The sequence below is a fragment of the Natronosalvus vescus genome, assembly GCF_023973145.1.
GTDB classification, from domain to species: domain Archaea; phylum Halobacteriota; class Halobacteria; order Halobacteriales; family Natrialbaceae; genus Natronosalvus; species Natronosalvus vescus.
Genome location: NZ_CP099546.1, coordinates 962,030 through 984,299 on the forward strand (window position 1 = coordinate 962,030; position 22,270 = coordinate 984,299).

At 63.1% G+C, this 22,270-nt stretch carries 21 protein-coding genes and 1 pseudogene; 15 read left to right on the top strand and 7 right to left on the bottom strand.

Going from position 1 to position 22,270, the window contains the following annotated elements:
- The 7 genes from sufD (at nucleotide 1) to hisH (ending at nucleotide 6,102) form a co-directional block, all read left to right on the top strand.
- A complete protein-coding gene (gene sufD, locus NGM68_RS04470) occupies nucleotides 1–1,221 on the top strand; it encodes a Fe-S cluster assembly protein SufD (RefSeq protein ID WP_252700449.1) in 1,221 nt (406 codons plus the stop codon).
- Nucleotides 1,222–1,287: 66 nt separating this feature from the next.
- Entirely contained in the window at nucleotides 1,288–1,503 is a 216-nt protein-coding gene (locus tag NGM68_RS04475) for a hypothetical protein (protein WP_252700450.1), read from the top strand.
- Between the two features lie 104 nt (nucleotides 1,504–1,607).
- Nucleotides 1,608–2,240: a uracil-DNA glycosylase gene (locus NGM68_RS04480; RefSeq protein ID WP_252700451.1), complete on the top strand. Its 633-nt coding sequence runs from the start codon at nucleotides 1,608–1,610 to the stop codon at nucleotides 2,238–2,240.
- Nucleotides 2,241–2,440: 200 nt separating this feature from the next.
- Nucleotides 2,441–3,451 (top strand): substrate-binding domain-containing protein, encoded by a 1,011-nt coding sequence (locus NGM68_RS04485; protein WP_252700452.1) that lies wholly within the window; start codon nucleotides 2,441–2,443, stop codon nucleotides 3,449–3,451.
- 30 nt (nucleotides 3,452–3,481) lie between these two features.
- Entirely contained in the window at nucleotides 3,482–4,297 is an 816-nt protein-coding gene (gene phnC / locus NGM68_RS04490) for a phosphonate ABC transporter ATP-binding protein (RefSeq protein ID WP_252700453.1), read from the top strand.
- Nucleotides 4,294–5,361, top strand: a complete 1,068-nt coding sequence (gene phnE, locus NGM68_RS04495) for a phosphonate ABC transporter, permease protein PhnE (protein WP_252700454.1) — start codon at nucleotides 4,294–4,296, stop codon at nucleotides 5,359–5,361. Before phnC ends, phnE begins: the two co-directional genes overlap by 4 nt.
- 75 nt (nucleotides 5,362–5,436) lie before the next feature.
- Nucleotides 5,437–6,102, top strand: coding sequence for an imidazole glycerol phosphate synthase subunit HisH (gene hisH, locus NGM68_RS04500; protein WP_252700455.1), 666 nt, complete (start codon nucleotides 5,437–5,439; stop codon nucleotides 6,100–6,102).
- 151 nt (nucleotides 6,103–6,253) lie between these two features.
- Here hisH and NGM68_RS18315 read toward each other — a convergent pair.
- Both NGM68_RS18315 and NGM68_RS04505 read right to left on the bottom strand, forming a co-directional pair.
- Nucleotides 6,254–6,493, bottom strand: a pseudogene (locus NGM68_RS18315) (DUF7553 family protein); the annotation flags it as partial.
- Between the two features lie 95 nt (nucleotides 6,494–6,588).
- Nucleotides 6,589–8,007: a hypothetical protein gene (locus tag NGM68_RS04505; protein ID WP_252700456.1), complete on the bottom strand. Its 1,419-nt coding sequence runs from the start codon at nucleotides 8,005–8,007 to the stop codon at nucleotides 6,589–6,591.
- A gap of 295 nt (nucleotides 8,008–8,302) precedes the next feature.
- Here NGM68_RS04505 and NGM68_RS04510 point away from each other — a divergent pair, with 295 nt between their 5' ends.
- Nucleotides 8,303–9,151 (top strand): MSCRAMM family adhesin SdrC, encoded by an 849-nt coding sequence (locus NGM68_RS04510; RefSeq protein WP_252700457.1) that lies wholly within the window; start codon nucleotides 8,303–8,305, stop codon nucleotides 9,149–9,151.
- 166 nt (nucleotides 9,152–9,317) lie between these two features.
- On the top strand, nucleotides 9,318–10,427 hold the full coding sequence (locus NGM68_RS04515; protein ID WP_252700458.1) for a glucosidase family protein: 1,110 nt from the start codon (nucleotides 9,318–9,320) through the stop codon (nucleotides 10,425–10,427).
- On the opposite strand, the gene NGM68_RS04520 is transcribed toward NGM68_RS04515, so the two are convergent.
- Complete coding sequence (locus tag NGM68_RS04520) at nucleotides 10,400–10,840, bottom strand: hypothetical protein (RefSeq protein ID WP_252700459.1); 441 nt, start codon at nucleotides 10,838–10,840, stop codon at nucleotides 10,400–10,402. The genes NGM68_RS04515 and NGM68_RS04520 overlap by 28 nt on opposite strands.
- 104 nt (nucleotides 10,841–10,944) lie before the next feature.
- Here NGM68_RS04520 and NGM68_RS04525 point away from each other — a divergent pair, with 104 nt between their 5' ends.
- Nucleotides 10,945–11,745 (top strand): aldo/keto reductase, encoded by an 801-nt coding sequence (locus NGM68_RS04525; protein WP_252700460.1) that lies wholly within the window; start codon nucleotides 10,945–10,947, stop codon nucleotides 11,743–11,745.
- Between the two features lie 42 nt (nucleotides 11,746–11,787).
- On the opposite strand, the gene NGM68_RS04530 is transcribed toward NGM68_RS04525, so the two are convergent.
- Both NGM68_RS04530 and NGM68_RS04535 read right to left on the bottom strand, forming a co-directional pair.
- Entirely contained in the window at nucleotides 11,788–14,049 is a 2,262-nt protein-coding gene (locus NGM68_RS04530) for an LUD domain-containing protein (RefSeq protein WP_252700461.1), read from the bottom strand.
- Nucleotides 14,046–14,624 carry an LUD domain-containing protein gene (locus NGM68_RS04535; protein WP_252700462.1) on the bottom strand — a complete coding sequence of 193 codons (579 nt, stop codon included), beginning with the start codon at nucleotides 14,622–14,624 and terminating at the stop codon, nucleotides 14,046–14,048. Before NGM68_RS04535 ends, NGM68_RS04530 begins: the two co-directional genes overlap by 4 nt.
- Nucleotides 14,625–14,729: 105 nt before the next feature.
- Here NGM68_RS04535 and NGM68_RS04540 point away from each other — a divergent pair, with 105 nt between their 5' ends.
- Nucleotides 14,730–16,583, top strand: a complete 1,854-nt coding sequence (locus NGM68_RS04540) for an ATP-binding protein (RefSeq protein WP_252700463.1) — start codon at nucleotides 14,730–14,732, stop codon at nucleotides 16,581–16,583.
- A gap of 34 nt (nucleotides 16,584–16,617) precedes the next feature.
- On the opposite strand, the gene NGM68_RS04545 is transcribed toward NGM68_RS04540, so the two are convergent.
- Nucleotides 16,618–16,860 carry a hypothetical protein gene (locus NGM68_RS04545; RefSeq protein ID WP_252700464.1) on the bottom strand — a complete coding sequence of 81 codons (243 nt, stop codon included), beginning with the start codon at nucleotides 16,858–16,860 and terminating at the stop codon, nucleotides 16,618–16,620.
- Between the two features lie 252 nt (nucleotides 16,861–17,112).
- Here NGM68_RS04545 and NGM68_RS04550 point away from each other — a divergent pair, with 252 nt between their 5' ends.
- Complete coding sequence (locus tag NGM68_RS04550) at nucleotides 17,113–17,922, top strand: alanyl-tRNA editing protein (RefSeq protein ID WP_252700465.1); 810 nt, start codon at nucleotides 17,113–17,115, stop codon at nucleotides 17,920–17,922.
- Between the two features lie 16 nt (nucleotides 17,923–17,938).
- On the opposite strand, the gene NGM68_RS04555 is transcribed toward NGM68_RS04550, so the two are convergent.
- Nucleotides 17,939–18,409 carry a MaoC family dehydratase gene (locus NGM68_RS04555; RefSeq protein ID WP_252700466.1) on the bottom strand — a complete coding sequence of 157 codons (471 nt, stop codon included), beginning with the start codon at nucleotides 18,407–18,409 and terminating at the stop codon, nucleotides 17,939–17,941.
- Between the two features lie 243 nt (nucleotides 18,410–18,652).
- Between NGM68_RS04555 and gdhB the strand changes: the two genes are divergently transcribed.
- From gdhB to NGM68_RS04570, 3 genes are all read left to right on the top strand, one after another.
- Complete coding sequence (gene gdhB / locus NGM68_RS04560) at nucleotides 18,653–19,939, top strand: glutamate dehydrogenase GdhB (protein ID WP_252700467.1); 1,287 nt, start codon at nucleotides 18,653–18,655, stop codon at nucleotides 19,937–19,939.
- Nucleotides 19,940–20,027: 88 nt separating this feature from the next.
- A complete protein-coding gene (locus tag NGM68_RS04565) occupies nucleotides 20,028–20,891 on the top strand; it encodes an HpcH/HpaI aldolase/citrate lyase family protein (protein WP_252700468.1) in 864 nt (287 codons plus the stop codon).
- Nucleotides 20,892–20,974: 83 nt separating this feature from the next.
- Nucleotides 20,975–22,231 carry a Glu/Leu/Phe/Val family dehydrogenase gene (locus tag NGM68_RS04570; protein WP_252700469.1) on the top strand — a complete coding sequence of 419 codons (1,257 nt, stop codon included), beginning with the start codon at nucleotides 20,975–20,977 and terminating at the stop codon, nucleotides 22,229–22,231.
- Nucleotides 22,232–22,270: the final 39 nt, after the last annotated feature.

A 22,270-nucleotide genomic window follows, 5' to 3' on the forward strand; every position in this document is an offset into this window, starting at 1 on the left:
ATGAGCACGACACCGACACAGGTACACGCCAATCTCACGGAGGAACAGGTACGCCAGATTTCGGGTGAACTCGCGGAGCCCGAGTGGATGCTCGAGACCCGTCTCGAAGCGCTCGAGGCGCTCGGGACGCTCGACATGCCGAAAGTGATCCGGACGCCGGGTCGCGACTGGACGAACCTCCACGACCTCGACTTCGAGGCGCTGGTCGACCCGCTCAACGCAGCGGAAGAGAAAGACCAGTTCGGCCCCGACGACGTCGACGTGCTCTCGTGGGCCGACGCGCTCGTCGAACACGAGGAACTCGTTCGCAAGCACTTCGGCTCGATCGTCGACCCCCAGGAGAACTACCTGACCGCGCTTTCGACGGCGCTCTTCACGACGGGGACGGTCATCTACGTCCCCGAAGGTGTCGACGCCGAGGACGTCACGATCCGAACGGAGCAAAACTCCCAGTCGCTGTTCAACTATACGCTCGTGATCACCGAGGAGAATTCGTCGGTGACAATCCTCGAGCGCCAGTCCACCGGGACGGAACTCGAGGAGGAGCAGTACTACAGCGGCATCGTCGAAATTGACGCGGGAGAAAACAGCTACGTCCAGTACGGCAGCCTCCAGAACCTCTCGGAGGACTCCTACTGCTTCACCGCCAAGCGCGGCGTGACCGACACCTACGCGACGATCAACTGGATCGAGGGCAACATCGGTTCGAAGCTGACCAAGACCGAAACCTCAACCGTGCTGGAGGGCGACTCCTCGGAGTCTCAGATCGTCGGCGCGTTCTACGGCCACAACGACCAGCACTTCGACCTCGACGTCAAGGTCTGGCACCGCGCCGAGCACACCACCGCGGATCTCGTCACCCGTGGCGTCACCGACGACGTCTCGCGCTCGGTGTACGAGGGCGTCCAGGACGTCGGTCGCGACGCTTGGGACACCAGCTCCTACCAGCGCGAGAACACCCTGATGCTGAGCGACGAGTCCGAGGCCGACGCCTCGCCGAAACTCATCATCAACAACCACGACACCGAGGCGAGCCACTCCGCGACGGTCGGGCAGATCGACGAGGAAGACCTCCTCTACATGACCTCCCGCGGTGTCACCCCACGACTGGCCCGCAACATGCTCGTCGCGGGCTTCTTCGTACCCGTGCTCGAGGAAGTCGCCGTCGACGAACTGCGCGAGGATCTCGAGGCGCTCATCCAGGAGCGACTTCGAGACTGACGCGGACGACGTATCGGGAAGAAGCGTTTTTCAGCGACGCTCGAATAGTTCCGTCTCGAGAGCACAATGGACTCCGACGCCGCCTCACGACGCTCGATACTCGGTCTCTCCGGCGTGGCGAGTCTGTGTTGTCTCGCGCCCGGGGCGTTCGCTGCGACGGGTGGCGGCCTCGCAGGGGTTCTCGGCGCCGGCGGTACCCAAATCCTCGTCACCATACTCACTCTCGGCGCTATCGGTCTCGTTATTCGGCATCGAACGGGCTGCACCGACTGCGAGTCGTAGCTCGAGTCCAACCGTCCGGGACTCCTTGCTCAACCGATCGTGATCCCCGTCTCTTCGTGTGCAGTCTTGGAAGAGTACTAGTATCCCGGAGACACATCCCCGGTATGGACGAGACGGATCGAAGCGACGATGAACAGCGGATGGACGGCCTCGAGGTGACCGCCTGCGAGCGGTGTCCCGAACTCGTCGACTCACGCAGCCAGATCGTCAACGGTGACGGCCCCAACGACGCGGACGTACTTTTCGTGGGCGAGGGCCCGGGGGCAACCGAGGATCGAGAGGGGAAACCGTTCGTGGGTCGCAGCGGCTCCGTACTCGACGAGCAGTTGCGGATCGTCGGCCTCGACCGGGAAACGGTTCGCATCACCAACTGCGTGCGCTGTCGCCCACCGAAGAATCGGGATCCGACGAAGACTGAACTCGCCAACTGTCGAGGCTACCTCGAGACCGAAATCGACCGCCTCGACCCCGAGGTAATCGTTACGTTGGGCAAGGTGCCGAGCGAACACCTCCTCGAGCGGTCGGTCGCGGTGACGAAGGAGGCGGGTACCGTCGAGGACGTTCGACTCGGGGGAACGCCCCGTCGCGTACTGATCTGTCTCCACCCGGCGGCGACGCTGTACGACCGGAGCCAGCTCGAGACTTTCGAGGCGACGCTCGAGACGGCGGCGGAACTGGCGGGGGTCGATAGAAACGGCTCCAGTGGAGGCGGGCAGTCGCGATTGGACGGCTTCTGAACGCGACCGAATTCGGTATGTCATTTATTTTTCGCTAACTCGTTCCTGAAAACGATCGTCTACTAATGGCCGAAGAAGTGTGAAAATCAGCGTAAACTCGAGGAGTGTATGGACAGAGTGTGTCACAATTCGCCAGGACACTGAATGGGTATGTAGGACACATAGAAACTCCTAAATGGGTTCGTTCATACTCTAACCTAATGTCCGATCACAAACGGTGGACAAAAAAGCGGCGAACGTTTCTGAAAGGTGCAGGTGTGACGGCAACGGCGGGTCTCGCTGGTTGTCTCGGTGACCTTGGTGGGAGCGACGATGGTGACGTCGTACGGTTCGTACTCAACCCAGCAGAGGCTGACGTTTCGATCGAAGACCAGTACCAGCCGATGTTCGAGTACCTCGAGGAGGAAACTGGCGCAGAGATTGATCCTGTCCTCACGGACTCGTACGCGGCGACGCTGACCGCACTCCGCGACGATCAGGCCGACATTGCCGACACGTCGCCATCCGCAGCGGTTGCAGGTTCGGACGTCGCCGACGTCATCGGTATTCGGGTTGCCTTCGGTGCCGCACAGTACTTCTCCACGATTACGACGACGCCTGACAGTGGGATCGACGAACTCACTGACCTCGAGGGCGAGGAAGTGTACGCTGGGTCGACGCTGTCGGTCAGTGGAACGCTCGTTCCACTCTTGATGATGAACGAGGCTGGTCTCGACACTGGAACGGCACCTGATGGGGATCCGGTCGACTTCGACATCGCGTACGAAGACCATGCAACTGCTCGAAACCAGATGATCGTTCGAGACGAAGTCAAGGCAGCCCTGTCGGGCGCGTTCGTCTCCGCTCCATTGGTGCCACAGGAGCAGTTCGACGACTATCCAGACTTCGTCGACATCTCTGCGGAGTACGACGGTGCAGGCTCTGACATTGACGACGAAGATGCGGATCCGAACGACGAACTCAAACTGCTCGACGTTTCCGACCCACTTCCTCGTGCGCCACTGATGTCCCGTTCTGACTGGGACGACGGCATCCGTGATGACATCGAAGAAGCGATTCTCAACGTGACTGAGGAGGATCTGCAGCACGACGACGATTACGAGGGTGAGGAACTCTGGTTCACTGGTGTGCAGGAAGGGTCGATTGACGACTACGAACCGATTCAGGACGTTCTCGACACGCTTGGTCTCGAATTCGAAGACCTTGAATAGTCCCGTCAGAAAGAATATTTGGAATCGTGCATGAGTGAAATAGCAGTTGACGGACTAACCAAGGAATTCGGGGATACTGTCGCCTTAGACGACGTATCTTTCGAGATTGAAGACGGTGAATTCGTCATTGTACTCGGCGTCTCTGGCTCCGGTAAGTCGACTCTCCTTCGCTGTATGAACGGGTTGACGAAACCGACGGGTGGGGCTGTGTATATCGATGGATCTCGAGTGACATCGCCGCGTAAAGATGTCGCGATGATCTTCCAACAGCACAACATCATCGGTCAGATGACGGCCTACTCTAACGCCCTCACGGGGGCTTTGAATCGTACGGACTACGTCGAGAGTCTCCTTCAACTCCACGACGAACAGGAAAAGATCGAAGCGCTCGAGGCGCTCAATACTGTTGGCCTACTCGATCAGGCACAACAGCGAACCAGGCGGATGAGCGGTGGACAGCAACAGCGTGTCGGCATCGCTCGAGCCCTCGTCCAGAATCCGCGAACGATGCTCGCAGACGAACCCGTTGCCAGCCTCGATCCGGGAAGTTCACAGCAGGTGATGGGATATCTGCGCCGCGCCGCCGAGGAACGTGGGCTGACGGCGCTGATCAGCCTCCACCAGGTAAATCTCGCCCGGAAATTCGGTGAACGGTTCATCGGTCTCAGAAACGGACAGCTCGTGTTCGATGGGTACCGCGAAGACTTCACGATGGACGTCATCGACGAAATATACGGCGATATCGACACCGAGGGAATGTTCGAGGCATCCGCCGATACGGGCAACACTGAGGGGACATCGGACTCGGATCAGCCACAATCATCCCCGTCAGGTGATTACGTATGAGTACTGATTCCGGTACTGATTACCGAATCAGAGAGCGGTTCGAATCGATCAAGCGAGCGCGCCGAGTCCGATGGATCGGCTACGGTACCCTTATCGGCCTCATCGGATACCTGTTCGCGAGTGCACTCCTCGCAGTTGAATGGTTTAGCACGAATCGACAGTATGGCGTGTTCACTCGGAGGGCGACCGACTTCTTCCCGTTCCTCTCGACTGAGCCGCCGTTTTTCGCTCCCAGTGGGTTTGCTGAGTACGGTGCGTATATCCACGAACGGAGTCTGCTCTACAACCGCGAGCTACTCGGTCAATACCCCGGGCCGCTGAGCGACCCGCTTGGGTTCCTCATTGCGATCCCGGATCTGCTGTTGGCGGTGTTGATCTCCGAAGGAGGGCCACTAACGTTCTTCGGCGTCGCCGGAACGACGCTCTCGATGGCGGTCGCTGGCACGGTCATGGGGTTCCCGTTTGCGCTCCTGTTCGGTATCCTCGGCAGTGAACGCGTGACGCCGTTCCCGTTCAACTTCATCTTCCGTGGGATGATGAGTACCATCCGCGCTATTCCAGCGCTCGTCTGGGCACTCATCTTCATCCCACTATCGGGTCTGGGGCCGGTGACGGCGACGATTGCTATCGCCGTCGACACCGTTGGTAACCTCGGCCGACTGTTCGTCGACGAACTCGAGGAGATCGAGGATGGGCCGATCGAAGCGATGGAGACCACTGGTGCCAGTCGACGGCAAACAATCACCTTCGGGATGCTCAGCCAGGTTCACACGCCGTTCATCGCGTGGACGCTGTACATCTTCGAGATCAACGTGCGTATTGCCGTTGCACTCGGGATCATCGGCGGTGGTGGTCTCGGTCAGGTACTCGAGGTACAGATGGGGCTCTTCGCTTACACGAACGCGATGGCAACCATCCTCGTTATCCTGATCTTGATCATCTCCGTCGAGATGTTCAGTCAGCGGATTCGCGCGCGAATCCGTGCCGATGACACCGAACCAATGGGGCTGTGGGAACTTCTGAAAGGCTTCCCAAAGCGGATGGCCAAATCGCTCGCGAAGTAGCGGTATCCCATTCCGAAGGCTGTGATTCTTTCTCGAAAGAGAACGCACTTGTCTACTGAGGGCAGAGCGGTACCTATGGCTACCACTTCGTCTCCACCCGAGGAGGCCCTCGCCTCAATCGCCATCGTCGACTACGGCCTCGGCAATCTCCGGAGCGTCACCCGCGGCCTCGAGCGTGCCGGAGCAACCGTCGAGATTACCGACGACCCGGCCGATTTCGCTGATGCTGACGGTGTCGTTCTCCCGGGCGTCGGTGCGTTCCGTGAGGGGGTCGAGAACGCCGATCCCCTTCGGGAGGATTTGCTCGCCGTCGTCGAACGCGGTCAGCCACTGTTCGGCATCTGCCTCGGAATGCAAATGCTGCTCACCACGAGCGAAGAGGGGGACAACGAGGGCGAGTCCGCAGTTACGGGCCTCGATCTGATCCCCGGCACGAACGTTCGGTTTTCGGGCGGACAGAAGGTGCCACATATGGGCTGGAATCAACTCGAGGTCGAGCGAGATCACCCGCTCGTCGACGGCGTCGACGGCGAGTACGCCTACTTCGTCCACTCCTACTACGCCGTCCCCGACGACGACGAGGCGACGGTCGCCGCCACGGACTACGAGCAGATGTTCCCGTCCGTGATCGCGAACGAGGACGGCACCGTCTTCGGTACCCAGTTCCACCCCGAAAAGAGCGGCGAGACCGGGCTGCGGATTCTGCGGAACTTCGTCGAGCTCTGTGCGGACGAGGAGTGACGCCGGACGCCGAGAAACGCGATACTCGAGTCGCGTACCCGACGGCGATTGTGAAACCAACACTCGAGCCTGATCCCACGATCACCGCTCTCGCCCCTTCTTCACCGCTCCCGAGCCTTCTGGAAGTCCACACACGCCGATCGCGCCTTTTTTCGATTCGCTCGCTCGCCTCGCCGGATGCCTCCTCCTCGAGCGCGTCGAGTTTCTGAATCAGTTCGGCGATTCGGTCGACCTTCGGCCCCGGTTCGTCCTGCGTGCGGTGTCCATCGAGTTCCTCGGCGAGCCCTTCCTGGATCGAGTCGACCTGTTCTTGCACCGTTCGGTCGGCGACGTCGCTCGCCCGGCGAAGGTGGTCGCGGGCTCGCTCGAGGTGCGGTGGTTCGGTAACCATGACTTGTTCGTGTGCGCTCCCGTGACCCAACAAGTACCAGCCGGCGAACGACGGTTCGCGGCGTGATCGCGTGCGGTTGACCCGCTACCGACCACCTACCCCTCGAGCCACTCGACTGCGTGTTCCTCCTGAGCGCCGAACGCGAAGGAGTCGAAGCGATCGAACGCCATCGGCGGCGGGTGCGGGTAACGATCGCCGATTTCGTCGGGCAGATCCGCGTGGTACCGAATGTGGGTCTCGACGTCGTACGGATACGCCGCGGTGTCGACGCCGACGAAGTCGCCTCGGACGCGGCCGCGCTCGAGTACCCGCCGCCATCGATCGATCGACGCGAGACCGGCCGACTCGACACCGTGGGAGAACAGGGTGGCTCTCACGTCGTCGTACGGCGCCGCGTCGTCCAGATACTCCTCGACGAACTCGGCGTCCGGTTGGGTGTTAAAGGCCGACCAGTAGGGCACCGATCCGGTGCGGAGTGTCCACCATGGCTCGACCAGAGCAAACGACTGCACGAACAGCCGGTTCGCGTCGTACCCCCGTCGGTCGTAGCGGTCGCGGTAAAGGTCAGCGACGAACGGGCTCAGGTCGCGCGGATCGTCGAAACACAGCCGACGAACATCGTACCCTCGGGACGTGGCCACCCGTTCGATGTCGTCCCTGAGCGCGTCGTCGAACCCCCACTCCGCTTCGGAGATCTCGCCGTCGGGTTCCGGCACGTCCCAGCGACGAATATCGGCGTCCTGTTCGGCCAGAAAGCGAGCGATCCGCTCGCTCCCCTCGTAGTACTCCCTGGACTCGAGGCCGCCGAGCCCGCCCAGCTGGAAGCTGTAGCGATCTCCCAGGTTTATCGCTGGCCACTCGTAGCCACACTCGAGGACGATGATCGTGCCACCGGGTTCGAGCACCGTCTCGAGGAAGGACTCGTAGGCCGCCCCGAGCGTTCGAAGCTTGGTTCGAAAGTACGCCAGCTTTCGCACCATCAGGCGATCCTGATTCGGATCGTGCATCTGGTGGAGGGCGACGTCGGGATTGGCTTCGAGAAACGGCGGCGCGTGATGGGCGCCCCAGGCGATGTCCGTGCGAATCTCGTCGGCCCCCATCGATCGCCGGATGGGCAATTGAAACGTCTGGGGGAAAAACGGAACCCCGAGCGCGGCGGCGAGGAAGACGGCCGCTCCGTTGCTCGAGCCGACGATGACTGCCGGATAGCCGCGTTCGGGATACTGGTCGACGACCCACTCCCGAAACGAGTCGACGTCTACGTTGCCCAGTTCGTCGGGGGAGATGCCCTCGCTCGCCCCGCCACAGGTGTAGCCCTTCGTCCGCACGGATCGCGGGAGCGAGTTGAGCAGCGGCGTCAACGGCGTCGCTGCGGGGGAGATCATTCCCAGCCGCGGAAACGCCTCCCCGCAGAGGTAGCTGGCGGTCGCCCGGACGAAGACCGTCGTCGAATCGAAGTTGGGGAGCGCTCTGGGCGTCGACCGCTCACCCGAAAGTACGTTCGAGAGTTTCACGGCTGTTTCTCACCCCGATTGGGGCGGTTTCTCTGTCCCTCCTCTCGAGTAGTGTGGGGATCGAGGCTGGATGCACGCACGCATTCAGACGAGGACCGACGCGGTACGGCTCCGGTCAGTCTATGTCCGGTCGTAGACGGATTCGGTGACGTCACGAGCCCCCTCCCTACCACGTCCCGACTGATAATAGGCGGGTGGTACACTCGAGTGACCACTCTCGATGGGTGATCCGTTACCAGTCACTCGTCACTCGTCGGCCGAAGCTTCAACCGCGTCGATGGTGTACGGCGATAGCATGGTCGACACACCTGATGGCGACAAGCAACCGGCGAGGGTAGCCGAACGGCTCGTCGACGACGAACCGCTACCCGAACCGATCGACGTCGCCGGTCGAACGCTTTCCATACTCAAAGAAGGAGCACGCGGCGGATCACTTGCACTCGCGGTCGGCGGCTTGTTCCTCTGGCGGGGCCTCCACTCGATTCGACAGGGACGAGTCAGAGGCGTCGTTCCAGCCGCTATCGGCGTCGTCGCCGTTCGTGCCGGCCTCCGGAAACGACGGTCAGTCTCGAGCAATGGTGAAACGGAAACGACGCTGGACATCGAAACGAACGATTTCGACCCGACGACCGAAACGAGCGACGAGGACGGATCCGTCTCGGACGAGGCGTACGCTGCGGTGCGTCGGCTGGAGGGGGACCGATCGACGAATTTGGAGTCGGCGTCGGAGTTGACGGGGACAGCTGACGACGAGGAACGTCCTCGCTCCGATTCGGACGAGTCGGTGGAGCCGTCGGCCGATCTCGAGTCGTCGGAACTGTCGGTGGACGACTTCGATCCTCGCCTGGACGATGACGACGGGGCCGACCTCTCGGAGACGGCACGCGCCGACGAACCCGCTGAAGCGACCGGCCCCGCTCCCGAGCAGGCGCAGCCGGCCAGATCGATCGATGCCCAATCCGACCCTGTTTCGGGCGAACCAGGCCCCGATGTCGGCGACGAGAACTATCGAAACGGATCGGACGAAGCTGACGAGTCGATGCGCCAGGATGAAACCGATCCCGACGCGGGACATGCGGCCGACGACGATACCACGGCACTGGACGAGAACGAGGAGGACGAACAGGACGAACAGGGGCGGTGATCCGGCCGCCACTAACTGGTGCATCGATCAATACTCGAAACCTGAAACGAGGCGACTGCGTACTGATGAGGCGGTTGAGGCTCGCTGATCGATACGGACACACCAGCGTCGCCGCTCCAGGAACGGCGTCCGTGGCTAGGGCAGTGGGGTCTATAGAGGGGCCAGAATGAGCGACGATCGAGCACCGTTAGCGTCGGTCGGCGCCCCGGTCGGCTACTACACTCGAGAACTCCACCGGCGGGTGGCCCACTACTGGCGCGTCCGACGTCACGGCTATCCCGACCACGGCTCGCTCGAAACGGCGGCCGACGAGATCATCAGCAGGCGTGCCGACGGGGGGTTTAGATCGGGTGGACACTTTCGCGGGCTCTGGCCGCGCGACCTCTGTTTCTCGGCGACGGGATTGCTCGAGTCCGGGTTCTGCGAGGAACTCCATGCGGCCGTCGAGTGGCTGCTGGCGCGCTACGACGGGACGTTCTTCACCGACGTGCAGTCCGATTACGCGGCGGCGGTTCCCTCATCGGGGGTGGATACGTTTCCGGCGCTGGTAATCGTCCTCGATGCGGTCGACGAGTTGGAGAACCACGCCAGCCACGTCGAAACGCTCGCCGTGCATCACCGCGACCGGTTCTTCGACGAGGAGACCGGTCTCGTCTCCGGTCACGGGAGCGGGTGGTGGGATTCGGCGGCGGATCCTCGCACGGCGTACAACACGGCGATGGTGCTGGCGGCCCTCGAGCGCATGGCCGATGCCGGTATCGAGTCGGCCTACACGGCCAGCCGCGAGCGCATCCGCGCTGCCTGGATCGGCCGGTTGTGGACGGGCGAGTACTTCGCCGAGCACGCGGACTCGACAGTGCTCGCCTGTGACGCGAACGTGGTTCCGCTGTACTTCGGCCTGCTCGAGTCGTCGCGAGCCCGTTCGGTCGCGACGGCGCTCCGGACGCTCGAGACCGGCCGCGGAATCGTCCTTCGGGAGCGGCCGTTCTCGATTCGTGAGGTACACCCGTTCTTTGCACTGCATCGGGACTACCACTACCACGTGTGGCCCTGGAACAGCTTCGTCTACGCCATCGGGCTCGCCCGGTACGGATTTCTCGAGCGGGCGAACCAGGAGGTCGAACGCGTCGAGCGGACGCTCGAACGATACGGTACCTTCCTCGAGAGCTACACGCTCGAGGGGGAGCCGTACGTCAAGCGCGGATACGCGGCGGCGGGTGATTTTACGGTCGCGGCAGCGCTGTGGACTCAGTTCCGATCCCGCGGCGGACGGTAGTCCCGGAGCACGCGGACGACCCGGTCGGGAAGCGGCCACGCGGCGACGAACTCACCTTCGTTGACGAGGACGAGCAGGTGGTCGCGTTCGGAGACGTCAGGAAGCCGTTCGCGGTCGACGACGAGTTGATCCACGGTTCGACCGCCCTCCTCGAGGAGAATGACGACGTGGCGGCCGTCGACGATGCGGTCGACGGTGCCGACGTAGGTTTCGTAAGGGGTGTCTGGGAGGTAATCCTCGATACCGATGGCCGAGTGATCGGTGCTCGCAGCGGGCGGGTTGCGTTCGTGTTCGGCTCCGTTCGATTGCTCGTCGGCAGTTGCACCTGTTACCCCGGCGAGTCCGATTCCGGTCGTGAGTGCACCGATGGTTTCGCGCGCGGTTCGTCGTGTCGTGGATGGCTTTCGTGCCATGGCCGGTTTGGCCGCCCCTTCCGATTTAAACTCGAGCCTCGCTCGATTCTCGCTCGATTGCCGGTTCCCCGATGCTCGAGTAGTCAGGTTCCGTCGACCTACGTATGGCAGCCAACGGCATTCCACAGCCCGGATTCGGCACCTCCGGCCACGAGGGCGATAGCTGCGTCGAGAGCGTCGTCGACGCGCTCGAAACCGGCTATCGCCACATCGATACGGCCCAGATGTACGACAACGAAACCGAAGTCGGGACGGCTCTTGAGCAGGCAGACGTCGACCGCGATGACGTCTTTCTCGCGACGAAGGTACACCCGTCGAACCTCGCGGCCGACGACGTGCGAGAGACTACCGAGGAGAGCCTCGAGCGCCTGGGCGTCGACAGGGTGGATCTGCTGTACGTCCACTGGCCGATCGACGCCTACGACCCCGAGGAGACCCTGCCGGCGATGGACGAGGTGCGCGAGCGGGGACTCACTCGTCACGTCGGCGTGAGCAACTTCACCGTCGAGTTGCTCGAGGAGGCCCGTGAGATCCTCGAGTCCCCGATTCTGGCCCACCAGATCGAGGTACATCCTTTCTTCCAGCAGGACGAACTCGTCTCCGCCGCTCGCGACCACGACGTCACGACGGTCGCGTACTGTCCGATCGCCAAGGGGGACGTCCTCGACGACGGGACGCTCACCGAGATTGCCGACAGCCACAATGCAACAGCTGTCCAGGTGACTCTCGCCTGGCACACCGCTCGAGACGGCGTCGTCGCGATTCCGAAGGCGACTGGCGACCACGTCGCCGAGAACTACAGCTCACTCGAGATCGATCTCACGGAGGACGAACTGGAGCGCATCGAGGAACTCGACCGCGGAGAGCGACTGGTGGATCCGGATCGCGCCGCCTGGAATCGGTGAGTAGCGGTTCGAGCGGTGATCGGTGGAGTTCTCGAGCGGTGATCAACGGTTCGAGCGGATATCTGTTCGATCCGGGTTGGAGACGTCCGCTCGAGCCGGATCGATGACCTCGACCGGGTGGTGGGCATTCCGCGAGAGGAGCGACTCGAGCTGGTCGCCACAGGAGGTGCCGCTGGCGACGACGAGTCGGTCTCTGGTCTCCGCCGTCGTCAACTGCTGGCGAAGGTGGTCGCCGACGTCCATGCTCAACTCGTAGTACTCGCGCTTGTAGCCGAAGCTGCCGGCCATGCCACAGCACTCGACGTCGCTCGTAACCACGTCGTAGCCGAGTCGCTCGAGCGTCGCGACCGTGTATCCTCCGAGCCCGAGCGTTCGCTGCTGGCAGTGGCTGTGGTAGGCGAGGGCGTCGTTGTCGTTCCCGGTTCGCAACGCAGACGGATCGGCGCCGTGCTCGAGCAATCCGTAGACGTACTCGAGGATATCGTAGCTCGCTTCGTTGAGTCGGTCGAACGACGCCTGCGGCAGAAGCCGCTCGTAATCGGCTCGGAACATCGCGAGGTCGGAGGGTTCGATGACGACCACGTCCCGTCCTGCGTCGACGTGTTCGGCGAGCGCGGCGTACACCGCACTCGCGCGCTCGTCCGCGGTTGCGATCATCCCCTGTGAGAGCGGTGCCCGGCCGCTCTCGGGCACCGGTGGGACGCGAACGTGAACGTCCAGCGCCTCGAGAACCCGGACGGCCGCTTTCCCGCGGTCGACGTCGATGTAGTTCGTGTACACGTCCGGGTAGAGGACGACCTCGCGGTCGGCGTTGGCGGCGTCGATCCGCGAACCGCCACGAGCGTCGAACCAGTCGCGGAAGGTCTCTCGGGCGAACGTCGGCAGGTCGCGGCGGTGATCGACGCCGGCGATGCGCTCGAGGCCGCGTCTGACCGGAGCCGAGCCGGCGAGCCAGTTCGACAGCGGGGCCGTCGCGCTCCCGACTTTCGCGAGCGTCTCGTAGTTCCCGAAGAGGCGTTTTTGCAGGTCGATACCGCCCGGTTCCTCGTCGGGCGTGAGTCCCTCGACGAGGAAATCGAATCGGTCGTGCTCGCCCCCGCGATTGACTCGGTCGCGGACGACGGTGTTGATCCACGGGATGTCAATTCCGACGGGACAGGCCTCGACGCAACGCGAACAGCCGGTACACAGGTCGTTGAACGAGGCGGCCGATTCGTAGCTGTGTACGCCAGCTTCCCAACCGGTTGCGATGCCGCCAGTGTAGGTTTCCCCGCCGAAGGCGTGGCCGCCGACGGACTGGAAGTTCGCGCAGGTGTTCGCACAGGCCGAACACCGGATGCAGTACAGCGTCTCGCGGAGGTGCTCGTCCTCGCGCATGGCCATCCGGCCGTTGTCGATCAACACGAGGTGGAACGCGCGGTCGTCTTCGCGGTCGGCCAGCGGCGTGTCGGGATCGTCGAACGCGACGACCGGCGACGCCGTCGGTGGGGTCAGAAACGACACGTACGACGTGAGATCCTGGCCCGTCCCCGACTTCGCGAGCAGTTCGATAAACGGTGCCAGCTCCTCGACGGAGGGGACGATCTTCTCGACGCCCGCGACGGCGACGTGGGTGTCCGGCACGACGGCCGTCTTCCGGGCGTTCCCCTCGCTCGTGACGAGCATCAGGGTACCCGAGTCGGCGCTGATGAAGTTCGCTCCGGTCATCCCGACGTCGGCATCGGCGATCAGCTCGCCGAGGCGGTCGCTGGCGAACGCCGTCAACTCCTCGGCCGTCTCGAGCGGCTCCTCGAGGTCGAACCAGTGCTCGAAGAGACGGGCGATCTCCTCGCGGGATTTGTGGATCGCCGGGGCGACGATGTGTGAGGGGGCCTCGTCGGCGAGCTGGAGCACCCACTCCCCGAGGTCGGTCTCGACGACGTCGACGCCGTCGCGCTCGAGGGTGTCGTTGACCTCGATCTCCTCGCTGGTCATCGACTTCGATTTCACCAGCCGGTCGGCGTCGCAGTCGGCGACCACCTCCCGGATGTACCGGTTGGCATCCGCGGCGTCCTCCGCGAGGTATACCGTGCCCCCGTTCTCCTCGACGGTTTCGGTGACTTCCTCGACCAACTCGGGAAGCCGTTCGATCGCCGCTTCCTTTATCCCTCGCGCCTCGCGTTTCAGTTCCTCGTAGTCCTCGAGGTCGGCGACGGCGTCGTAGCGACCCTGGTTGAACCCGCGCGTGTTCGCGGCGACGGCGTCCCCCTCGGTCTCGAGCAGGTGGCGAATGTGGGCAGCTTTCGATCGGCGAGCGTCGCTCATGTGTGAACCTCCTCGATGTCACCAGCATTCGAGTTTTCAACACCTGTGTCCCCAGTATCCGCGTCTTCAAGAACGATTACGTGTACATGCTTCGGGCCGTGGGCACCCCGAACCAGCGCTCCCATATCGGCGGTCGCGCTCGGCCCGGTGGCGAGGATGGCGCTCTCCCCGCGCCGGAGCCGAGGCGCGAGGCGGTCGACCGCCGTGCGGACGTCGGGGACGATCGCCGACGCCTCGAGGACGGCGACGTGCGTGTCGGGAAAGAGGCTCACCGGTTCCGCTCCGGCCGGACGCTCCGGAATGAGGACGCTCCCGTAGTCGGCAATGCCGAGGACGGCCGGCGTGACGCCGGTGGTCGCGGCCTCGAGCGTCGCCGGCGTCGGATCGGTGTCGATCCACGACGGTATCGAGACGTCCGCGGCGACCGACTCGAGGGGGACGCCGACCGCGGGTGGGTCGACGACGGACTCGAGTACCGCCGGCAGTTCCGACCGTGTCGTTCTCGTCACGCCACACTCCAGGTCATCGAGCGCGGCCGTGAACCGCTCGAGCGGTGGGCGGTGCTCGCTATGCATACTCCTACCACGGAGGCGGAGACCGTTACTGTTGGGTTCGCGACGGGGACTTATTCCCCCACGGAGGGAAACGTGTTTGTAGATCCCTCCAGATAACGTGACTATATGACTGACCTGGGTGATTTCGAGGCGTTCGATGCGAGCGATACAGCGGACGGCCTCGAGGCCGAGGCTGAGGCCGACGTAGCCGACAGTGACGGCGAGACGGCGCTCGAGGCTGGTGACGGCGCTGACAGACGGACGACTGACGACTTCGAGACGACACCCGTCGATCCCCTAGGAGCCGACACGGGCATCGGTACCATCTGCGTCTCACAGGGACTGCGCGTCGCGACCGACACTGACGAGACGACGCTCCGGGCGTACGTCACCGCCGACAACCGCTCGGCGATTCGGCTCGGAACCTACGTCCTCGCGCAGTATCCCGACGGCGAGCGCCTCTTCTGCCAGATCGCCGGCCTCGAGTACGCCCAGCAGTACCACGCCGACGACGCGACTGAAATCCACGCCAAACGGGCGATGCGTGGCGGTGGTTTCGACCCCGAGAACGAGGCCGACTACAAGTTCGTCGCCGAACTCGAGCCGATCGCGGTGCTCTACTCGGACGACGGCGAACTCAAACGGCGGATGACCGACCGCGTCCCGAAACCCCAGACTGTGATCCAGGCCGCCAGCGACACCGAGGAGATCAAAACGGGGCTGAAGATGCCCGAGGAGGGCGTGTTTCTGGGCCATCTCTCCGTCGGTGGCGAGAAGGTACGCACGAACGCCTCCCCGCCGACGATCGACTACCGGCTCAAGGACGACTACGAGTCGGGCGACCCGCTCGTCTTCCGTCACACCCTGATCGCTGGCGGGACGGGATCCGGGAAGACCCACGGCGCGAAGAACATCCTCCGACAGTACCTCGCCGACGAACGCCGATATCCGATGGCCGACGGCAGGACGGTACAGCCGGCGGTCGTCCAGTTCGACCCGCAGGACGAGTACGCCCAGATGCACGACGACAACCCCGACCTCGAGGACGAGTTCGCCCGCCGAATCGAGCGCGAGGGAGTCGCCTACGGTGGCCACGACGACACGACGGCGTTCGTCCCAAAAGTGGGGGACGCTTCCTACGCGGCGGGTCACCACCGGGCCGAACAGGTCGAGTTCACGATTCCGTTCTCGATGTGTCGTTCCCGCCCGTGGCTCGTCTCCGGCGGCTCGCTCAACGACAACCAGTACGGCGGGTTGACCTACCTGCTCGATCGGTACTTCAAACAGGCCTCGAGTACCTCGTACGCGGGCTTCAAATCGTTCCTCGACGATCCGGCACTCCGTGAGGAACTCGACGAATCGGGTCGGGTTCACGAGGCGACCTACGACGCCGTCCGCCGCCGCGTTTTCGGGTTCGACGACGTGTTCGATCAGGACGCCCGACCCATCACCGATCTGATCTCGGAGTTCGTCGCCCCCGGCCAGCTCAGCGTCGTCCCCACCTACCACATCAACGACTCGCGCGCGACGGAGGCCGTCGTGCTCGCGCTCTCGAGCCTTCTGATCGACCAGAAGCTCTCGAACGATCCGACGTACGATCGGATCAAGGAGACACCCCTCATTTTGGGGATGGACGAGGCTCACAACTTCCTCACCGACGCCGACAGCGTCCAGGCCCGGAAGGTGATTACGAAGTTCACCGAAGCCGCCAAACAGGGCCGTAAGGAGCGCCTCGGTCTCTTTCTCATCACGCAGGATCCCCAGGATATCGACGACGCCGTCTTCAAACAGATCAACACGACCGTCGTGCTCAATCTGGGTGACGAGGATGCGATCAAGAGCGTGAACATCCCGAGCGACCTCGAGTCCAAAGTGCCCTACATGGAGAAAGGCCAGATGGTCGTCTACTCGCCCGACAACTCCGAACCGGTGGAGTTGATCGGGCTCTCGAGGTGTCTCACGCGACACGGACGAGACTGACGACGAAGACGAAGCTGTGTTTCTCCGGCGCTGATCATCCGGGTCGGCCGCTGTATATCGCCCAGGCGATCCACACGAGAATGTACGCGCCCAGCAGTGCGGCGACGACGATGAGACCCTTTTCGACGGGGGACTGTGGCACCTCGAGGACGATGAAAATGGAAAATAGGGTTCGTAACGGCTCGAAGAAGGCGGATATCGCCACTCCACGGAGGGGAGTTGACGACGCAATCGCCGGCAACACGGCCATGTCCGAACGGACGGGTGCCACGGCCATATTCCCACCTCAGATTCCAACTCGTTGGGATTGTGCAAATCCGGAGGGGTTGCGATGTTCGGTGAGCGCACGAGTAAACGAGCGACGCGACGTTGAGAGGTGAACTCGCAGGGCGTCGGCTATCCGGTCAGTCGTCGACTGTCGTGCACCCGGTGATCGTCGACTGTCGTGCCCGACACACCTCTGCTCGACCCGACCCTCGCCCGTCCCAAAATCGCCCCCTCTTTGACACTCGAGCACTTGACCTCGCCTATGACCGAACCGTTGTATCTCGAGGACTCGCGTGTTCGAACGTTCGAGGCGGTCGTCGAACGCACGCTGGAGGACGGCCGCATCGTCCTCAACCGAACCCACTTCTATCCCGAGGGCGGGGGCCAGCCGGCCGATATCGGCGTGCTTCGCCTGGCCTCGAGTAACGCTGCTGGCGTCGAAGTGAACGACACCGCGGACGACGAGACGCTCGAGTGGCGAGTGTCCGACGTCCAGAAACGCGACCGGATCCATCACGTACTCGACCTCGAGTCGGCCCCAACGGTTGACCGTCCCATCACCGAGGTGCTCGCTCCTGGAACCACCGTCGTCGGCGATCTCGACTGGGAACGACGACTGGCACACATGCGCTATCACACGGCCCAGCACCTTCTCTCAGCACACCTTCTCGAGGCATACGACGCGCCGACGACGGGCAATCAGCTCTACGCCGATCGGGCCAGACTCGATTGCGCGTACGAGCGGTTCCACGACGATGACCTCGATGCGATCGAGACAGCGGTCAACGACCGAATTGCCGACGATCTGCCCGTTCGGTGGTACGAACTCGAGCGCGAAACCGCCGAAGACGAATTGGATCTCGAGCGCACGCGCATCGATCTCCTGCCCGAGAGCATCACGGAGATCCGCATCGTCGAAATCGGTGACCTTAACGCGCCGTTCGACCGGGTCGCCTGTGCGGGCACCCACGTCGAGTCGACCGGCGAACTCGGTCGTCTCGAGATCATCGGCCGTGAAACCGCCGGGAGCGACGAGGAACGGATTCGCTTCCGGTTACACGCCTCACCATAACGTCGTGGCACGCACTTCAGGTTTCGTCCACTAACTCCGCGAACTCGCGTTTGAGCGAGAGGACGGTGCGAGTAAACGAACAGACGAGGTCGTCGTGCTGGTTGAAGACCTCGACGTCCATCGTCACGACGCCGCGTTCACCGTCGCTCGTCTCTCGCTTGTCGGTAACCGTCGACTGCACCCGGATGGTGTCGCCGTGAAAGACTGGGTGGGGGTGCTCGACGTCGTCGTAGCTCAGGTTGGCGACGATGGTTCCGTCGGTGGTCTCCGGGATCGAAATCCCCACCGCCAGCGCCATCGTGTAGATGCCGTTGACCAGCCGTTCACCGAACTGGGTCTCGGCGGCGAACGTCTCGTCCAGGTGGAGCGGCTGCTGGTTCATCGTCATGTCACAGAAGCGCTGATTGTCGCTCTCGGAGATCGTTCGTCGACGGTCGTGCTCGATCGTCTCCCCGACTTCGAACTCCTCGTAGTACAGTCCGGGCATCGTCTCGAAAATCCGCCGGGAAGCCCTATAATGGCAGTGGTATCGCGTGGTCGGCCACCGGCGGACGCCCTCGAGGCGAGCAATACTTGCCCCATCCACAGTCTAATGGCAAGGGTTAATAAGTGGCCCTCGGAAAATCTAGTCGAATGCGTCGTCGGGTTGGCTCGATTTACCGACCCGTCGACGGGTTGTTCCCGGACACCGGTGTCGTCAATCTCGCCGTGTCCGTCCCTCAGATACATTATGGAATCCGCTGAACCCACCACCGAAGCAGAATCAGCGACCGAGGCAGAGTCTGCCGTCGACACCGCTCGCGCCCAACTCGAGCGCGCCGCGGCACATCTCGATGTTGACGACGGCATCATCAACCGCCTCCGCCACCCAAGCGGCGTCTACGAGGTTTCGATCCCCCTCAAGCGCGACGACGGCACGACGGAGATTCTCACCGGCTACCGATCCCAGCACAACGACGTTCGCGGGCCGTACAAGGGCGGGATCCGCTATCACCCAGAAGTTTCGAAAGATGAGTGCGTCGCGCTCTCGATGTGGATGACCTGGAAGTGTGCGGTCATGGATATCCCCTTCGGCGGTGCCAAGGGTGGCGTCGTCGTCGACCCGAAGGATCTGAGTGAAGACGAGGAAGAACGGCTGACGCGTCGCCTCTCTCAGGAGCTCCGTCCCGTCATTGGCCCGATGAAGGACATCCCGGCACCGGACATGGGAACGAACCCGCAGATGATGGCGTGGTTCATGGACGCCTACTCGATGCAAGAGGGCGAAACCCACCCCGGTATCGTTACCGGAAAACCGCCTGCCGTCGGTGGCAGCCACGGTCGCGAGGAAGCGCCCGGTCGAAGCGTCGGCATCATCGCCGAGAAAGCGATCGACCACTACGGCTGGGACATCACGGACACGACCGTCGCCGTGCAAGGGTTCGGCAGCGTCGGCGCGTACGCCGCCCGCTATCTCGACGATCAGGGGGCGAGCGTCGTCGCCGTCAGCGACGTCGATGGCGCGATCTACGATCCCGACGGGCTCGACACGAACGACGTCGAAGATCACGATGCCCGCCCGGGTATGGTTTCGGGCTATGATGCCCCTGAAAAGCTCACGAACGCCGAACTGCTCGAACTCGACGTCGACGTCCTCATCCCGGGTGCGATCGGGAACGTCCTGACGGGTGACAACGCCAACAACGTGCAGGCGGATATGATCGTCGAAGGGGCGAACGGTCCAACGACGTCACAGGCGGACACCATCTTCGAGCGACGCGACATTCCGGTGATCCCCGACTTCCTCGCCAACGCCGGCGGGGTCACGGTCTCCTACTTCGAGTGGCTGCAGAACACGAACCGCCGCGCCTGGTCGCTCGAGCGCGTCCACGAGGAACTCGAGGCCGAAATGCTCCGGGCGTGGGAGGCCGTCAAAGCCGAACACGAGGCTCGAGACGTCACCTGGCGGGATGCGGCCTATATCGTCGCCCTCCACCGCGTAGCCGAATCCCACGAAGCGCGTGGGCTCTGGCCCTGACTGGACGGTTTCCACCTCGTATCGCCCGCCCGTCGAATCACAACTCACTTTCAGTACGTTCACTACCCTCCTTCTCGAGAACGAACGTATGGTGCGTCGAAGCGTCCTGTTTACCCCTGGTGATCGACCGGAAATGCTGCGCAAGGCTCCGACGGCCGGTGCCGACGTGATCGTGTTCGACCTCGAGGATGCCGTCTCTCCGGAACGGACACCCGAGGCCCGCCGGCACGTTCGCGACGTGCTCACGGATCCAGCGTTCGACGCTGACGCCGACTGCGAGGTCTGTGTACGGGTCAACGCTGTTCCCGAGGAGGCACACGCCGACCTCGAGGGGATTCTCGGGGGGACGGAAGACGTTCGTCTCGACGCGATCATGAGTCCGAAAGTCGAATCCGCAAACGACGTCGCGCGCCTGACCGATCACGCACGGAGTCACGGGACGTCCGTTCCGGTTCTGGCACTTGTCGAAACGGCACGCGGTGTCCTCGCCGCGCCCGACATTGCTGGTACGGACGGTACAGATGCCCTCGTCTTTGGCGCTGAGGATCTATCGGCGGATATCGGTGCCACCCGAACCGACGAGGGACTCGAGGTGCTGTACGCTCGCGAACGCGTCGTGATCGCCGCAGCGGCGAACGACGTCGACGCTATCGACACCGTCTACACCGACTTTAACGACGAGTCGGGGCTGATCGAGGAGACCGAGTTTGCAATCCAGCTCGGCTACGAGGGCAAGATGGCTATCCACCCGGCACAGGTCGACCCGATCAACGAGGCGTTCACGCCCGCCCCCGCCGAAATCGAGTGGGCCGAGGCCGTCTTCGAGGCCAAACGCGAGGCCGACGCCGACGGCCGAGGCGTCTTCGAGGTCGACGGCGAGATGATCGATGCGCCGTTGATCGCGCAGGCTGAACGAATCCTCGAGCGGGCGGCAGCCGCAGATGCCGAATAATGTGGTTGTAACCCGTCTCCTGACCGGTCGCAACGTTCAGTATGGTCGACGCGCTTTTACTCGCATCTGTAGAAGTCGCTGGTATGACTGCGAACGCGAATCCATTCGAGAGCCTCCAGTCACAGATCGAGGACGCGGCGGTTCACCTCGACGTCGGCGACGACGTCATCGACCGGCTCAAACATCCAGAGCGCGTGCTCGAGACGAACCTGACGGTCGAACTCGACGACGGCTCACTCGAGCGGTTCAGAGCGTACCGATCGCAATTCAACGGTGATCGGGGGCCCTACAAGGGTGGGATCCGGTACCACCCCGGCGTCACCCGTGACGAGGTGAAAGCGCTGTCGGGCTGGATGGTCTACAAGTGCGCCGTCGTGAACATTCCTTACGGCGGCGGGAAAGGTGGCATCGTCATCGATCCTCGTGAATACTCCCAGGCCGAACTCGAGCGTATCACCCGTGCGTTCGCCACCGAGTTGCGGCCTTTTATCGGCGAGGATCGGGACATCCCTGCCCCGGACGTCAACACGGGCCAGCGGGAGATGAACTGGATCAAAGACACCTACGAAACGCTCGAGAACACCACGTCGCCGGGGGTAATCACCGGGAAGGCGATCGAGTCCGGTGGCAGTTACGGGCGCGTCGAGGCGACCGGACGGTCGACGATGTTGACCGCGCGAGAGGCGTTCGACTACCTCGGGAAGGACATCGCGGGGGCGACGGTCGCCGTCCAGGGCTACGGTAACGCCGGCTGGATCGCCGCGAACCTCCTCGAGGAGATTGGCGCGACCGTCGTCGCCGTCTCGGACTCGAGCGGAGCGATCTACGCCGAATCGGGGCTCGATACGCAGGCCGTTCGCTCGTTCAAGACTGATACCGGCACCGTCTCGGACTACGAGGATGCCGACGATGAGTTCTCGAACGAGGAGCTGTTGACCCTCGACGTCGATTTGCTGGTTCCCGCTGCGCTCGAGAACGCGATCGACGAGGAACTGGCACACGACGTACAGGCGGACGTCATCGCCGAGGCGGCTAACGGCCCGCTGACACCTGGTGCAGACCGGGTGTTGGCCGAACAGGATGTCCTCGTCATTCCGGACATTCTCGCCAACGCCGGTGGCGTCACCGTCTCGTACTTCGAGTGGGTACAGAATCGCCAGCGGTTTTACTGGAGCGAAGAGCGCGTCAACGAGGAACTCGAGACCCTCATCGTCGACGCCTTCGACGACCTGGTAGAGACCTACGAAACTCACGACATCGATACCTTCCGAACGGCTGCCTACGTCGTCGCCATCCAGCGGGTCGTCAACGCGTTCGAAGAAGGTGGCACGTTCCCCTGACGGTGACATCGACACCGGTCTCGAGGCGTGCGCGCGTGA